The organism is Paenibacillus sp. FSL R5-0928 (assembly GCF_037970385.1).
In the GTDB taxonomy this organism is placed as follows: Bacteria; Bacillota; Bacilli; order Paenibacillales; family Paenibacillaceae; genus Paenibacillus_AQ; species Paenibacillus_AQ odorifer.
Window position 1 is genome coordinate 5,504,823 of the sequence record NZ_CP150225.1, and the last position, 15,339, is coordinate 5,520,161.

The 15,339-nt window shown below is 44.6% G+C and carries 14 protein-coding genes; 1 reads left to right on the forward strand and 13 read right to left on the reverse strand.

Features of this window, described 5'->3' with window-relative positions; genetic code table 11:
• Positions 1-16: 16 nt before the first annotated feature.
• From MKZ16_RS24865 to gpr, 9 genes are all read right to left on the reverse strand, one after another.
• Positions 17-844 (reverse strand): carbohydrate ABC transporter permease, encoded by an 828-nt coding sequence (locus MKZ16_RS24865; RefSeq protein WP_076105906.1) that lies wholly within the window; start codon positions 842-844, stop codon positions 17-19.
• A gap of 63 nt (positions 845-907) precedes the next feature.
• Positions 908-1,792, reverse strand: coding sequence for a sugar ABC transporter permease (locus MKZ16_RS24870; RefSeq protein ID WP_232061438.1), 885 nt, complete (start codon positions 1,790-1,792; stop codon positions 908-910).
• A 91-nt stretch (positions 1,793-1,883) separates the two neighbouring features.
• Positions 1,884-3,188, reverse strand: coding sequence for an extracellular solute-binding protein (locus MKZ16_RS24875; RefSeq protein WP_038572941.1), 1,305 nt, complete (start codon positions 3,186-3,188; stop codon positions 1,884-1,886).
• A 95-nt stretch (positions 3,189-3,283) separates the two neighbouring features.
• Positions 3,284-4,051 carry a response regulator gene (locus MKZ16_RS24880; protein WP_036677509.1) on the reverse strand — a complete coding sequence of 256 codons (768 nt, stop codon included), beginning with the start codon at positions 4,049-4,051 and terminating at the stop codon, positions 3,284-3,286.
• Positions 4,036-5,841 (reverse strand): histidine kinase, encoded by a 1,806-nt coding sequence (locus tag MKZ16_RS24885; protein WP_235219398.1) that lies wholly within the window; start codon positions 5,839-5,841, stop codon positions 4,036-4,038. Before MKZ16_RS24885 ends, MKZ16_RS24880 begins: the two co-directional genes overlap by 16 nt.
• 105 nt (positions 5,842-5,946) lie before the next feature.
• The gene (gene lepA / locus MKZ16_RS24890; protein WP_036677511.1) at positions 5,947-7,761 is read right to left on the reverse strand and encodes a translation elongation factor 4; all 1,815 of its coding nucleotides are present in this window, start codon (positions 7,759-7,761) and stop codon (positions 5,947-5,949) included.
• 140 nt (positions 7,762-7,901) lie between these two features.
• The gene (locus MKZ16_RS24895) at positions 7,902-8,387 is read right to left on the reverse strand and encodes a hypothetical protein (protein WP_076105902.1); all 486 of its coding nucleotides are present in this window, start codon (positions 8,385-8,387) and stop codon (positions 7,902-7,904) included.
• A 35-nt stretch (positions 8,388-8,422) separates the two neighbouring features.
• On the reverse strand, positions 8,423-9,763 hold the full coding sequence (locus MKZ16_RS24900) for a stage II sporulation protein P (RefSeq protein WP_076105900.1): 1,341 nt from the start codon (positions 9,761-9,763) through the stop codon (positions 8,423-8,425).
• A gap of 156 nt (positions 9,764-9,919) precedes the next feature.
• Positions 9,920-10,921 carry a GPR endopeptidase gene (gene gpr, locus MKZ16_RS24905; protein WP_036677518.1) on the reverse strand — a complete coding sequence of 334 codons (1,002 nt, stop codon included), beginning with the start codon at positions 10,919-10,921 and terminating at the stop codon, positions 9,920-9,922.
• 304 nt (positions 10,922-11,225) lie between these two features.
• On the opposite strand from gpr, the gene rpsT reads away from it, so the two are divergent.
• Positions 11,226-11,498 carry a 30S ribosomal protein S20 gene (gene rpsT / locus MKZ16_RS24910; protein ID WP_036677521.1) on the forward strand — a complete coding sequence of 91 codons (273 nt, stop codon included), beginning with the start codon at positions 11,226-11,228 and terminating at the stop codon, positions 11,496-11,498.
• A gap of 158 nt (positions 11,499-11,656) precedes the next feature.
• Here the strand turns inward: rpsT and MKZ16_RS24915 are convergent, their stop codons facing one another.
• The 4 genes from MKZ16_RS24915 to MKZ16_RS24930 form a co-directional block, all read right to left on the reverse strand.
• Positions 11,657-12,145, reverse strand: a complete 489-nt coding sequence (locus MKZ16_RS24915; RefSeq protein WP_076105898.1) for a hypothetical protein — start codon at positions 12,143-12,145, stop codon at positions 11,657-11,659.
• Positions 12,146-12,181: 36 nt separating this feature from the next.
• Positions 12,182-13,201: a DNA polymerase III subunit delta gene (gene holA, locus MKZ16_RS24920; RefSeq protein WP_036677525.1), complete on the reverse strand. Its 1,020-nt coding sequence runs from the start codon at positions 13,199-13,201 to the stop codon at positions 12,182-12,184.
• A gap of 276 nt (positions 13,202-13,477) precedes the next feature.
• Entirely contained in the window at positions 13,478-14,740 is a 1,263-nt protein-coding gene (locus tag MKZ16_RS24925) for a zf-HC2 domain-containing protein (protein ID WP_076105896.1), read from the reverse strand.
• Positions 14,737-15,285, reverse strand: a complete 549-nt coding sequence (locus MKZ16_RS24930; protein WP_036677530.1) for a sigma-70 family RNA polymerase sigma factor — start codon at positions 15,283-15,285, stop codon at positions 14,737-14,739. Before MKZ16_RS24930 ends, MKZ16_RS24925 begins: the two co-directional genes overlap by 4 nt.
• Between the last annotated feature and the right edge of the window lie 54 nt (positions 15,286-15,339).

Consider the following 15,339-nt stretch of genomic DNA (forward strand, 5'->3'; position numbering starts at 1 on the left):
CAGTACCCTCCTATAGTTAGCCTTTCACAGCCGAGCTAGAAATCCCTTGAATAATATATTTCTGACCTATGAAGAAGATAACAATCATTGGAATGATCGCAGCCGACGAAGCGGCCATCATTCCGTTGTAATCCACATTGTTCTCAAGAATAAAATTCTGTAATCCAAGCGGAATGGTATATAGCTTAGGGCTCTGCAAAAATACAAGCGCATTCTCATAATCATTCCATTGCCAGGAGAAATCAAGAATAGCAAATGTAGCGATTGCCGGCTTCGCTAATGGCAGAATTAAGCGGAAAAATATTTTGTAATGCCCGGCTCCATCCAGAAAAGCAGATTCCGTAATTTCCTTAGGAATGCCCATGAAGAACTGCCGAAGCATAAATACACCGAAGATCGAGAACATGGCTGGAAGGATTAGGGCCAAGTGCGTATTGTAAATCCCAACCCAGTTAAACATGATAAACTTAGGAACAAAAAGCACCTGCGGTGGAATCATCATCATGGATAGATATATGACGAATAGGCCATCACGCCCTTTAAACGAAGTACGTGAAAATCCGTAAGCGGCAAGGGCAGATAGAAACACAGCTCCCGCAGTTCCAATAATCGATATCTTAAGTGAATTTAAATAATACGGAACAAAATCATAACTTCCTGTCCATACCCGAATATGATTGCTCCAGTTGAGAGATGAAGGCAGCCATTCGTTAAACACCTCGGCAGGTGTCTGAAAAGATGTGCTGAGCATCCATAGAAAAGGCACAATCATAAATAGTCCTAGAACAAACATGATGATCGTCACTGGCAGCTTCACCTTCATGTTTCCTGCTTTTTCATTCATACCGCCTGCTCCTTTAATTTATGGTTTCGGGGCCTCCCGCAAAGCTCCACTTTGTAGGGTTATTTAGTAATGAACCCAGCGCTTTTGGCCGATCCACTGAATGACTGTAATGACGAGAATGACGGCGAACAAGAACCATGAAATGACTGAAGCGTATCCCATATCGTAATAACTGAATGCTGTTTTATAAACGAATAGTGATAAGACCGTCGTACTTCCGCTAGGTCCTCCAGCCGTAATGGCTTGAATAATCGAGAACGATTTCATCGTCATAATTAATCCGGTAATCATTAATAAAAAAGTTGTTGGACTAACAAGAGGCCATACAATTTTCCATGTTGTTTTGAATGTGCTTGCACCATCGATCCGGGCAGCTTCTAGCTGTTCTGTCGAAATTTCCTGTAGTGCTGCTAAATATATGATCATATTGTAGCCAAGCATCAGCCAAATCTGTACGATATCAATGGCATACATTGCGGTTTCCGTATCTGCAAACCATCCTGGCGGCGATGTTATGCCAATCCAGCGAAGCAGTTCATTGATGGGTCCCTGTGAAGGCTGAAATAGCAGCATCCAGACAAATGCAACGGCTACTCCACTAGAGATATACGGTAAGAAAAACATTCCACGTAATACGCCTTTAAGATACACACTGCGGTTTAGAAATAGCGCCACAATAAAAGCGAGCACCATCGATACTGGAACCGATATCAGGAATATCACCGTATATTTGATCGAGGCATAGAAATTATCGTCATGGAACAACCGTTTGAGATTATCCAGCCCGGTAAATTGCCAATTCGGATTTGAAAATTGATAATTCGTAAACATCAGGACAAAGGAAAAGATTGCAGGAATCACAAAGAATAAGAGAATACCAATCATATTCGGGAGAATAAAAGTCATGCCGATCCAGCCTTGTCTGTCCATCCAGCTTCTCCGCTTCACGGTATCGCCGCCTTTCGTATGCTGAAAAATGGGTACACGAAAGAGAAGAACGAAGAAATCTTCCTCCTTCTCTTTTGTGCCAGCTATTTCTTTATTTCATTAACTCTTGCGAACGGGTTTGCATATTTTTCATCGTGGTATCAATATCTTGCTTATTTAAGAAGTATTTTTCATACTCTTCTTTACGTGCATCAATGGCTTGTTGAGGTACATTTAGCTGGAAGGATGGGAATTTGCCGAATACAATATTATTCATTGAATCTGTATCATATTTGTCTTCTACACCATTCAAGAGAAGGCTCATCGCTTCCTTACTGTCCACACTCTTAGAGGCTGGAATACGACCCCCGCTTGCCATTGGCAGCATACCGCCATCCGCATACCATTTTGCGAACTCCCAAGCTGCATCCAGATTCTTGGACTTTGCATTAAGAGCAAGCATGTCACCCACACCGCCCGAATATTTATAATCCTTTTGATCTTTATTCACTTTTGGAATAGCGGCGAACGCGGTTTTGAAATCATGCGGATAGTCCTTCAAGTTGTTCGCATTTCTAAAAATAAATTCACCGGCTGCCAGCATTGCCGCTTTGCCTTGCAGGAACATGGTATCCACCGGCATTTTACTGGTCAGCTGCTCCCCATATTCCGGTGTGGATTTGTCTACGAACATCATGTTATGCAATATTTCCAGGTGCTGTTTCCAGAGATCATTCCCAAAGTTTGAGGTACCATCCGCCTGTTTCACACCCATTCCAGCCAGCGTACCGTCCATCGTTGTTGAGAAGGAGGAATCTGCCTGCAATAATCCGTACACACCAGGCTTCGTTAGCTTCTTCGCATACTCCTCAAGATCTGACCAAGTCCAGTCCACCGCAGGAATCGGTAATCCTGCTGCATCCAGCATATCTTTGTTCAACCATACAAACGCCATGTTTTTCTTTGTAGGAATCCCATAGTACTTATCATTGATTTTCCACATCGCTGCGTCCTCGCCGATCTGGCTGTCGATATCATAATCTGTTTTCGTGCTCAGATCCAAGGCAACGCCTGCATCCATACGTTTCTGTAAATGAGCAAGATCGTAGTTCATGAAAAGGTCTATGTTTTGATTGGTCATCAATGCAGTGTCTAGCTTTAAGTTGCCTGCATCGTCATTTACATTACGGATATACTCGACCTGAATGTCTGGATGATCTTTATTCCAGTTATCAATTACAGCTTGAGGCCCGGCTTCGGCAGGAACTGCCCCCCACATCGTAAGCTTTATTTTCTCCTTTGCTGTTTCTCCATTTGCACTGCCCTGCGCCTCATTACTTCCACCACTCCCACAACCAGCCAGCATCGTACCTGCTAATAAGACAGAAAGCACTGCAGGATACCACTTTTTCTTCATAGATAGCTTCCCCCTTGGAAGGATTATGTGTTGTGCTCTACATCTATAACTTTATCATCAGAGCGGATTCTGGGGGATGAACTACATTTGGGAACTTATAGAACGTTTTTTGGTTCTTTACGGAATTCATTTGGCGTGACACCACACCACTTTTTGAAGATTTTTATAAAATAATTATCGTTCTCAAAGCCTACCTGCTGCCCAATCTCGCTAATCGTTAGCTTCGTTTCTGCAAGCAGCATTTTCCCAGCCTGAATCCGACGCTCTTGAATATAATTGGTCAACGTTTTCCCTGTCTTTTTCTTGAATAAGTCACTTATATAGCTGGCATCCATCCGGATCAACTCTGACATGGATTTGAGCGAGATGTCCTCAGCATAATGTTCTTCAATATAAGCTATAATTTTGTTCATCTCCACATGATCTGTCGGTCCCGTTTGTTGCTTCTCCGGAAACCATTTATCGGCTTTCTTCATCTTCACCATTCGCTCCAGCTCGGCCTGAACCTTACCCATGGTCTGCTTCAAACCTTGGAGATCTAAAGATAACTTCAAAATGTAGTCCGAAGCCCCAAATACGAGCGCCTGGCGGGCGTATTCAAATTCACTCAATGCGGTCAACATTACAAACCGGCATTCGAAGCCTTCCTCTCGCGCAATTTGAAGAAGCTTCACCCCATCCATCACCGGCATATTGATATCCGTCACTACCACATCAGGCTGAAGCTCACGAATCATTTGCAAGCCTACTTCTCCATTCTCCGCCTCACCTATAATTTCAAACGGGATTCCAGCCTTTAAGAATAGCTTCCGTATACTTTTAACCGCAGGTTGTTCATCATCCACAATTAACGTTCTCCACATGTGAGCTTACCTCCATCGTAAGGTTTTGAAATAAGGAATGGAAAATGGATGATCACTTCAGTTCCTGTATCCGAAGATACAATGTCCATACCTGTCCGTTGATTCTTGAACAACAGCTCTAAGCTCTCCCTAATATTCTGAACACCGATTCCTTTACGTTTCCGTGTAGCCTTATTCAGCTGTGCTCTTTCTATCCCCATGCCGTTATCTCTAACCTGCAGGTACAGCTGTTGTCCAGTCACCTTAGCGGAGATATCAATTCTCCCTTGTTTTACTGACTGACCGAAGCCGTGAATCAAGCTATTTTCAATTAAGGGCTGCAGACAAAATTTAGGGATTAACGCGTATTGCAGCTCCTCGTTGATATCATATTGAATTTCAATCCCATGTCCAAAACGTTGCCGCTGTATCTCCATGTAAGATTCTATTAGTACGATTTCATCCTTTAACAGGATCAAATCCACTTCAGTATTTAAGGTTGTCTCCAATATTTTTCCTAGTGCAACACAAATTCCATAAATTTCATCATCATCTTTATCTAAGGCAATGCTCTTTATCGTATTCAATGTATTTAGTAGAAAATGCGGGTTCATCTGCGAAAGTAATACCTGAAACCGAACGAATTGCTTCTGTTTTTCTTCAAGCTGAAGACGCTGCAACAGCTCATTTAAATCATGAATCATTATATTGAAACTCTGAGTCAGGGCAAGAATCTCTCCCCGCCCTTGCTCGGGTAATTTCATTTTGAGATTCGTCTTAGCGGTCATTTCCATCTTCTTCTGTAGCTTCTTAAGCGGCACTGTAATCGTCGATGATATGAAATAAGTTAATAGAACAAATAGCAGCAGAATGATTCCAAATCCACCAAAAAACCGTCGTTTCTGCTTGTCTACTTCAAGAAAAAGCTGTGCTAGCTGCACCTTTTTAACAACATAGCCATTTAACTCCTCGATGTAGCTGTAGGTGTATAAGCTTTCCTCCTTCGGGTTGACAATGGATGCAGCACGCCCCGTCTGCCGCTGGTTGGCACTCTTCACAATACTCTGCGCAATATCAGAGGAAAAAGCCTCATCCTTAAGGGGATTAAGCATCACTCCCCCCAAGGCATCGAGTAGAAATAAAGCCCCTTCCTGTTTACTCCCTAACGTTGATCTAGTAAACCACTCCTCATAATCGATACTTAATCTTGCATAGGCATAAATATTCAAATCATTATCACGCATAACTTCATAGAGACTAAGCATTTTCTTACTTGTTGTACTTTCCCGGACCACATTATTCTTGTCATTCGGATTCCATATATATCGATTCGTTCCTTCTCGCTTCAATGCTTGAACCCAATCCTCCGATTGGATTTCGTCGTAGCTCAAAGTTTCCTTTGGCATAAAGGAAGTGTATGCGTTTCCATGAAGGTCGATTAAAGTATAATACACCGTCGCTCCACTCATGAAGAATGTATTTTCAATCGCTCCAAACTTGTTTTCAACGAGTTTTTTTCTCGTGATTTCATCAGATTGCTCGGGATTCTTCATTATCGATAAAATCGTCGTATCTTGTTCGAGTAATGACCCTGTTTTCATCACGAGACTCATGAGATCAACAAAACCATTCTTAATACCAATAAGCTGCTCTATGTTCTTCGTTTCCGCATTATCCTGCAGCATTCGTTCTGTCTCTTTAAAGTTATATAGAACGAGTATGGCAATGGGTGTTAGTACCAACAGCAAGAAAGCTAACAAAATCCGATTCTTAAAGGTACTTGGCGTAAGTTTCAAATATAATCGCTTCACGAGGACTCCCCTCACTTTGTATGTGCTTACAATCCTTCCCCCTATTGTAATCTGCTCCTGCTCAAAAAAATAGAGCCGGGATATTCTCCCGGCTCTACCTATTTTTTACTCGTCGATCTTCAGTACTGCCATAAACGCTTCTTGTGGTACTTCTACACTACCCACTTGCTTCATGCGTTTCTTACCTTCTTTTTGCTTCTCAAGCAGCTTCCGTTTACGGGAAATATCACCGCCGTAACATTTAGCAAGTACGTTTTTGCGCATCGCCTTAACGGTTTCACGCGCAACTACCTTCGTACCCACAGAGGCTTGAATCGGCACTTCGAACATTTGACGAGGGATAATCCCACGTAATTTCTCACAAATGATACGTCCGCGGTTGTAGGCACGATCGCGGTGAACGATAAAGGACAAGGCATCGACCTGCTCATTGTTAAGCAAGATATCCATCTTGACCAGATTCGAACGACGGTATCCACAAATTTCATAGTCGTAAGAAGCATATCCTTTCGTACCGGATTTCAACTGATCAAAGAAATCATAAACGATCTCAGACAGCGGAATCTCGTACGTAATCGTTACACGATTAGTATCTAGATATTCCATATTTACGAACTCGCCGCGTTTGTTCTGGCACAGCTCCATTACAGTACCCACGAAGTCGTTAGGCACAATGATCGCTGCTTTAACATACGGCTCTTCAATGTAGTCAATCGTACCTATCTCCGGATAATGTGACGGGTTGTCGATTTGGATCATTTCGCCATTGGTCAGCATAATTCGGTAAATAACACTCGGCGCTGTTGTGATTAGCGGCAGATTGAACTCGCGCTCAATCCGCTCTTGAATGATCTCCATATGCAAGAGTCCAAGGAAACCGCAACGGAAACCAAATCCAAGCGCGCTTGAGCTTTCCGGCTCAAAGCTTAGCGAAGCATCATTTAGCTGGAGCTTCTCCAAGGCCTCACGAAGATCGTTATAATCGGAGGTCTCAATCGGATACAACCCGCAATATACCATCGGGTTGATCTTACGGTAACCCGGAAGCGGCTCAGCAGTAGGATTCTTTGCGTCAGTGACAGTATCACCGACACGGGTATCTCCAACATGCTTGATCCCAGCTACGATAAAGCCAACATCACCGATGTTCAATTCATCGACAATGGTCATACGCGGCATAAATGCGCCAACTTCAATGACCTCGAAGGTCTTCTCAGTTGCCATCATCTTAATCTTCGAACCCGCACGGATCTTCCCGTCCATTACGCGCACATAGACGATAACGCCTTTGTAAGGATCGTAGTGAGAGTCAAAGATCAATGCTTTAAGCGGCTCTTCTGAATTACCGGATGGCGCAGGAACCTGCTTCACCACCTGCTCCAGAATTTCCTTGATTCCGATACCGGCTTTGGCAGATGCCATAACCGCTTCACTGGTATCCAGCCCGATAACATCCTCAATCTCCTGCTTTACCCGGTCAGGGTCAGCGTTTGGCAAATCAATTTTGTTGAGCACAGGTAGGATTTCCAAGTTGTTATCCAGTGCTAAATACACATTGGCCAGCGTCTGTGCTTCAATTCCTTGAGCCGCATCCACGACCAGCAGTGCGCCTTCACATGCTGCAAGACTGCGGGAAACTTCATAGGTGAAATCGACGTGCCCCGGTGTATCAATCAAGTTGAGATAATACTCTACACCATCGTCTGCACGATAGGTTAAACGCACGGCTTGCAGCTTTATTGTGATACCACGTTCGCGCTCCAGATCCATCTGATCGAGTACCTGTTCCTGCATTTCACGCGTGGTTAGTGCCCCCGTGTATTCCAAAATGCGGTCAGCTAGTGTCGATTTACCATGGTCTATATGTGCAATAATCGAGAAATTGCGAATTTGTTGTTGTCTTTTCTGAACGTCAGTCATTCCTTACCCCCACAGACAGCCTGATATTAATCCACTTATTATAACAGTACAAGCTTACTCCATCAATCCCGCGCTGGCCCAAAACAAAAGAAACAGCTATACACGATCCCGTGAAATAACCGTTTCTTCTAAATTTGCTGTTAATTTTCTGCCGAAGCGAACAATGAAACTACCCAGCGGATTCCCTTCTGGGAAGCCTGCTGCAAGAGACCTGCCGTCTTATCAGCCAGAACATCGACTGTAGGCTTTTGCTCCTCAGGAATTAGAATTTGCTCCGGAGATTTCGTACTATAATCATCCACAACTTGCTGAGGAGGATCTGCGGCTGGCGTTGTATTGCTATTTTGAGGCAAAGGAGAAACAGCCGTATATGCACCTGTGACAGGATCGATCACCATTGGCACATATACATAAGTCTGCCCACGCTGTGTCACACCATTCTTTTGCAGTTGTGGCTGTGGCTGCATGCCTGTTACTTGACTGGTCTGCGTAGTCGGGCTGGCATTCCAGCCGGGTAGAATCTTAGAGACTGTTGACCCACCGCTTCCGCCGAACTGCATCCCTAAGAGGATGCCAATCCCTGCCCAAATCCCAACCATAACCAGTTTTTTTCCGAAACGCGACATGTACACCACTCCTTTTTGATCCTTGGTAATTTATTTTACGAAGCTCCGTTTGATTTCTTTGGTGTTGTAGTGGGATTCGCCACTTTTTCAGGTGCGTTCACCTTCTGAGCGTCATGACTGCTCCAGTACACATCAGCGATAGCATCTGCCAAAATATCAGCCGTCCGCTTTAATTCCTCAGCCGAGTTATCAATTCCGCCCACTTCAATCAAAACACTATTGGGAGACAGGGTCTGATTGTACTCTCCGTTGTTGCCTTTACCCGCAGCTTTTCCCCATATCCCACGAGATATTCCCGGGTAATTCTTTTCAAGCTGTTGATGAATCTTATTGGCAAACTCTTCGTTCTTCTTCCAGTCTTTATTTGCATGTCCAATGATAAAATAGACCTGTGCATAGCTTTTCCCGTCAATAACAGCTGTTGTTTTGCTATGACGCTGCGAATCACGGTGAATGTCGATAAAACTATCCATTTCCTCATTTGCGCTGAGTGCTGATTTAACCAAGATCCGGGAATATTTATAGGAAAAGTTCCAGTTATAGTCGGTGACTTTGGTCGGAAAATCTTCTTTGGCATGAACCGTACCAATCCCGAGCTGTTCCAGTCTTTTCGTAATATATGATCCTACCAGCATTACATTTTTAGTTGAAACTCCGGAGCTGGGATTTTCATTTGCTGCCCCTAACAGAGGATTGTAGGCTTCTCTAGGATGTGAATGATAGATTAGAATCCGTTTGATCGAGGTATCCTTAGTGCTGTCTGTACCGCTTTGCGGATTACTCTTATCCGTCCCTTCCTCCGCCGCTGATGGATCAGGAGATGGTGCAACCGTCGCTTCAGGCTGCTGTGTTGTAGTATCTCCATGCTTGTCCCCTTCGTCCGGAACAGAAGTTTCCGCATCTCCACTACCCTCAGCCAGCTCATCAGTCCCAGGATGATAATCCACTGGTGCTCCTGTAGATCCACCTGAACCTTTCCGCAAAAGAAATGGATCATCCGCCGCCATCCCCGGCACTTCACGAGAGACTAGACTCTTAGGGTCACCTGGATTCACGCTGGTCAGCAACTGAAATACGAAAGAAGTTACCTTTTCACCTGAAAAAGCGGATGGCTCTTTACCCTGCGGTAAATGCGGCACCTCCATCCCCAGCAGCTCCATGAAAAAACCACTAGACAGGGAGGCGGCAAGCCCCTTCATTGAAGGAATGGGTGAAGAGCTAAGCTTCTGTCCGGCTAATCCACCGGCTCCAAGCAGCATAAAAAATACTAGTGAACCTCCGGCCAACAGCAGCATCGTTCTCCCCAGCGATAAAACATCCAGCATTTTTCCCCTTAAACGGCCGATGTTCCAAAGCTGAAACCATTTTTTATTCATTGTAGTTATGTCCTCCTCCAGCCCTCTGTAATCTCTTATACTCCAAATCTATGAGTGCAAGAGCAATACTAGAACCGAAAATGAGAGAATAGACTTAAAGCCCGTACAGGATACCTTAATTCAGCATCCCGCCGGGCTTAACAAACCATAATTCAGTTAGTGGGTATACGCGCCAACATTCTCAGGATCAACCGCATCATGTAAAGCCGCATTCAAACCACTGGCCACGATATTCGCGATCCCTTCAATAAATTCATCGATTTCCTTGGGAGTGACGATCAAATCGTGCCCCAGGGGTTCAAGCACTTCCTTCACTAATGACAAGCGTTCCTGCTCAGAGATATCGTCCAGCATTCCCATGATTTCCTTAGTATGGTTTGCTCCTTGCCCGAAGTGATTTTTCATCATCTCCAGCACATTATTCACAATAGTTGATGCATAGCAGACAGTGGGCACTCCGATTGCGATACAAGGAACACCCAGAATTTCTTGGGTCAATCCACGTCGCTTGTTGCCAATCCCCGAACCGGGATGGATCCCAATGTCGGCAATTTGAATCGTCGTATTGATACGCTCCAGTGACCGGGATGCCAACGCATCTATGGCGATAATAAGCTCAGGTTTCGTGCGATCCACGATTCCCTGCACGACCTCACTCGACTCAATTCCAGTCAGCCCAAGCACTCCAGGAGCAATAGCGCTCACCTTACGATAACCAGGGGAGATCTGATCCGGAACCAGCTCATAGAACTGCCGTGTAATGAGTGAGTTCTCCACCACTAAAGGACCCAGTGAATCCGGTGTAACATTCCAGTTACCAAGACCAACAATCAACACAGATGCATCCTTGCCAATCCCAATTCTGATCAAAAAGTCCTCAAATTCGCGGGCAAAAACTTCTGCCACCTTTTGCTGCAAGCCTGTATCTCCGCCACGCAGAGCGGGTACCTCAAGGGTTACATAGTTGCCAATTGCGCGTCCTATTGCCTGTGATCCGGCAGCATTAGCTACACCAAGACGGGTCACTTTAATCCCATCAGACTCTTCCACTTCTTCGTTCACACCAGGGATTGGCGTTCGTTGTGGGCCTTGAGCCATTTCCTTTGCCTCTAACGCCAAATCGGTGCGCACAGAATATAGCTGCAGATCCGGTTCCATTGTGTACCAGCCTCCTAAAAGTTTTGTAAGCATACACTTCCATGAATTACTTCGAACAAAACTCACTTCGAAAGCAGCTGCTTAGTTTTGTAAGCATACACTTCCATGAGTTCATCCTCATTTGGCAAGCTTCTGCCTATGCTCTTTTGTCGATAGTGTGCGAGAGAAAGCCAATGTTTATGCAGGATACGGAGGTTTAATTTGAAAGCTTTAAGTATTGCTTTTTGCTACCGGTCATGCTAAACTATTTTAAGTTGTGAATCATTTGATAATGATTTCGAATGTCTTACAGGAGGTGAATGCAATGCCAAATATTAAATCCGCGGTTAAACGCGTAAACACGAACGAAAAACGCCGTGCACTGAATGCTTCCCAAAAATCCGCGCTTCGTACAGCTGTGAAAACTGCTGATGTAGCTCTGACTGGTACGGAAGTAGAAACTGCTCAAGCTGCTTTCCTAGCTGCTTCCAAAAAGCTGGACAAGGCCGTAAGTAAAGGTCTGGTTCATAAAAATGCGGCTGCCCGCAAAAAATCCCGCTTGGCGAAGAAATTGAACGCTCTTACGGCTCAAGCCTAAGACGACATTCATAATGAGCAATTGAAGAACCTGACCGCTATGCTTCATACGGTTAGGTTTTTTTGTGTCTATTAATTAATAATAAGTAGTGTTAGTTACTTTTAAGAGATGTGTGTTAAATGAAAGAAGACCACCTTAGAGAGGCGGTCTTCTTTCATTTATTTTTTCTCTTTTTTCATTTCATAATAGTTACCATCCCATAAGAAAATCATCGTTTGATCGTCTTTAACAATAAAACTGCTGCCGGGATTCGTCCAATTATTTATAGATACCGTCTTAACCGATTCCGTTTCGATCCCAAGGTCACTTAATTCATTTCTGTATTCGTTAAAAAAGTCATCCTTAGTGATGTTCTCTTCCTTATATTCAGGGCTCATAATTTCATCTTTATCAAAAGATGCTTTTTCTATCGAATAAGTTACTCGCATTCCAATAAGCTTTTCATCCTCCGCTGCCGAGACAGGTGTAGAACCTACTATACTTTGTACACTCCATTCCCCAAAATAAGAAGGTGCATCTGCAGAGGTATTCGTATTCGCAGGCGAATCAGAGGCAGATCCTGACGGTGAATTAGTATCCGTTTTGCCACAGGAACTAATTAGTAGAACGAGTAAAAGCAGTGCCGAATATTGAAATATTCTTTTCATAGTCAGATCATCTCCAATACTCTTTCCCTTCTTAGCTCAGACACCTAAACGCAGCATGAACAGCTCCAGCCCTAGCACTTTGTCTATAGCCCCTGTTTTCATTTTATAATCCAGATCCGCCAATGCACTTAAGATTTGCCGCAATCGTTCACTGGAGAACTTATGGGCCTGCTCCCCAGCAAGCTTAACCGCATAAGGATGCAATCCGATCTGTGACGCAATCTGTCCCTGCGAATAACTATGTGCTGATAAATCCTTAACCTGCAATATAATGCGGAACTGCCGCGCAACCAGCGCTGCGATCTTGATCGGTTCCTCACGCTGCTTCAGCAGCTCATATAATGTATCAAGCGCCTTATCAAGACGCAGATTAGCGATATCCTCAACAAGCGTAAACACATTTTGTTCTGTTCCACGATGTACCAGACTCTCTACGGCCCCCGCATCCACAGTGCCGCCCTTACCAGCGAATAAACAAAGCTTGTCCATCTCTGCAGATAAACCTTGCAAGCCGGTGCCTGCATTCGTTATAAGAATTTCTGCAGTGCCAGGTGCCATTACACAACCACGCTCACGAATTCCTTTTTCCACCCAGCGCAGCAGCTCTTCTGCTCCCAGCGGATTAAAGGCTAATACTGTGCCCACTGATTTGACAGTCTTCACAATTTTTTTACGCTCATCCAGCTTATCATTATTCACCATAAAGACGATCACACTGAAGTCTACAGGATGCTGCAAATAGTCACTTAAAAGATCTATACGATGCTCCAGTTTGGCATTTTCTTTGCCCGCTGTAAATAACGAGGCATCCCGCACCAGCAATAATTTACGTTCTACCATAAATGGCACAGTCTCCGCTTCTTCTACCACAGCCTGCACCGGCGTCTCAGAGAGATCAAAGGGAATAACTGCGAAATCACGATCCTCTTTAGCAATCAGCTGTTCTTCCAGCAGTGCCGTGAATTCATTCATTCGAAATTTCTCACTGCCATATAAAACATACAACGGTGAGATCTTCCCTTGTTTGATTTCTTTTATCGCCGTTTTGGCATCCATCCCGCCACTTCCTTTTCCATTCATCTAGCCCATTTTGTCCAGAGTTCTATTGTAGCAAAAAAAACTACAAAAATGCATGCAAAAACGGAGAAACTCTGGCAGCCATGGCCAAAGCCTCTCCGTTTAAGCGGCGCATCTATATAAACGACGGAGTGCGAAGCTCTAGAAACTCCACATCCGGCGGTCATACCGATGTTCTGCAAAACCTATACTTTCTAGTTCCTGTCCTGTTGATATAGTATATTCAGAAACTTCGAAAAAAGTTCCAACCCCACTTTAATTTGTTGAAGATGAGGTTGGAGTGTTCGTTGGGGTTGCTCCAGGGGATGCAGCCGGACTTGAAGAAGCAGTAGCTGCTTCCTGTACAGTGAACACCTTGGTTACATTCACACCATCTTTTTCAGTCACGTACGTAAACTTCGAGCTGTCCGCGGACCATTCACCAGAAATCCAATTTCCTTCGAGCGGATAAGAGTTTACGGCTAACCGTTCTTCCGCTGAGCCCTCTGGCGACTTCTTATAAATTACAAGCTGCAACCCAACAAATTCTATAGCATACTGACCATCAGGAGAAGTCCAAGTCTGCACATTAGGATCTTCAGAACTGCTTAAGCTCATAACTTCCCGTCCGTAGTCATAAGGAATCTTTAAAGAATCCTCCATCAGCGGAGCAGAATCGGCTGCGCTGTCTGAATTCATATCAGCAGTTTGCTCCTTATTATCCACCTTTAGCTGATTGCTACTGGCGTTGCTAGAATCTGAATTTTGAGATTTCGTGGCGACATCCTGCCTTGGCGGAGCAATCTTCTCTGTCGGTTTAGGATCTGCGCTTTGAGGCGGTTCAGTGATCGACCGCCCTCCAGCTCCCGCTCCCGCATCAGCTGCATCCGCCGGTGCACTTGGCATCGAGGCAGGGTCCACTGGTCCCGTCGCTCTATCTAAAGCGGCGTTATCTTCGTTCATCTCCGGTGCATCCGTCTTAAACTGCGCAGCGCCCTCGTTCTCTCCACCAGCGGCAGGAGAAGCTCCATCAGAGTTAGCAGTAATAGAAGCTTGCGATTCCATTGCTGTATCCTTAGTATCATCGCTGGCTGTTTTAGCACTATCCTGCATCCTTTGTTCTACTTCTGCCCCAGGCATTTTATCGGGCATATTAAATATTGCGATCCCTAATAGAACGGCAGCTGCAATAGCTCCAATGCCTGTCCGTGTTGCTATAGAGGTTCCCTTGGCAGGTTTACCGCGGGAGCTTTCACGTGAAAATGGGACAACAACCGGCTCCTCAGATCTCACAGCACTCTGTTCACGACTGCTTCGATCCAATTCTGCAAGCTGAGGTAAAATAGAGTCAACCAGACTAAACGGGGGTTTCACGTCTGGCAACTGCTCCAATTCATTGGAGAGAAGTGTCAGGCGCTCAAAGACTTCCGCGCAGGAAGGACAATTATCGATATGACGGAACATCTCAACAATCTCATCTTGACTCAAATCTTTGTCTAAATAGCGGTGCATCCATTCCATCACCTCCGCGCATTTCATCCCGATACACCACCTTTCTGGTACTCCTGAAGTCTATTCTGCAGTTGCTGTCTAGCCCGAAATAAGTATGATTTCACTGTATTCAAGGGCAAATCCAGACAATCTGCAATCTCGTTGTAAGAAAAATCCTGTAAATAGCGCAGGACAATGACTGTCCGATGATGCTCGGGCAATTGATCAATTGCTTCACGTATATCCTCAGCTAAATAAGAGGATAGAACCTCACGTTCCACATTGTGTTTATCCTGAAACACCATTTCATGTTCATCAATAGAAACTGTAGGTTTAGTTCTTCTGAATTTATCAATGCAAATGTTAGTGACGATTCGCTGAACCCACGTTTTGAACTGGGCCTTCTCCTCATATGAGCCGATTTTTGTATAAACCCGGATCAAGGCTTCCTGAGATGCATCTAACGCATCTTGTTCATTATGCAAAATGTAGAAGGCCGTTTTATATACATGTCCTTCAATTTCTCGCAATAGGGTGATTAGAGCGTCGCGATCGCCCGCTTGAGCGGCTCTGATGAGTCCCTGCTCCACCACGAAGGTTCCCCCTCTCTATGCAATCTTACTGACGCGCAAGACTGCGAATTTGTT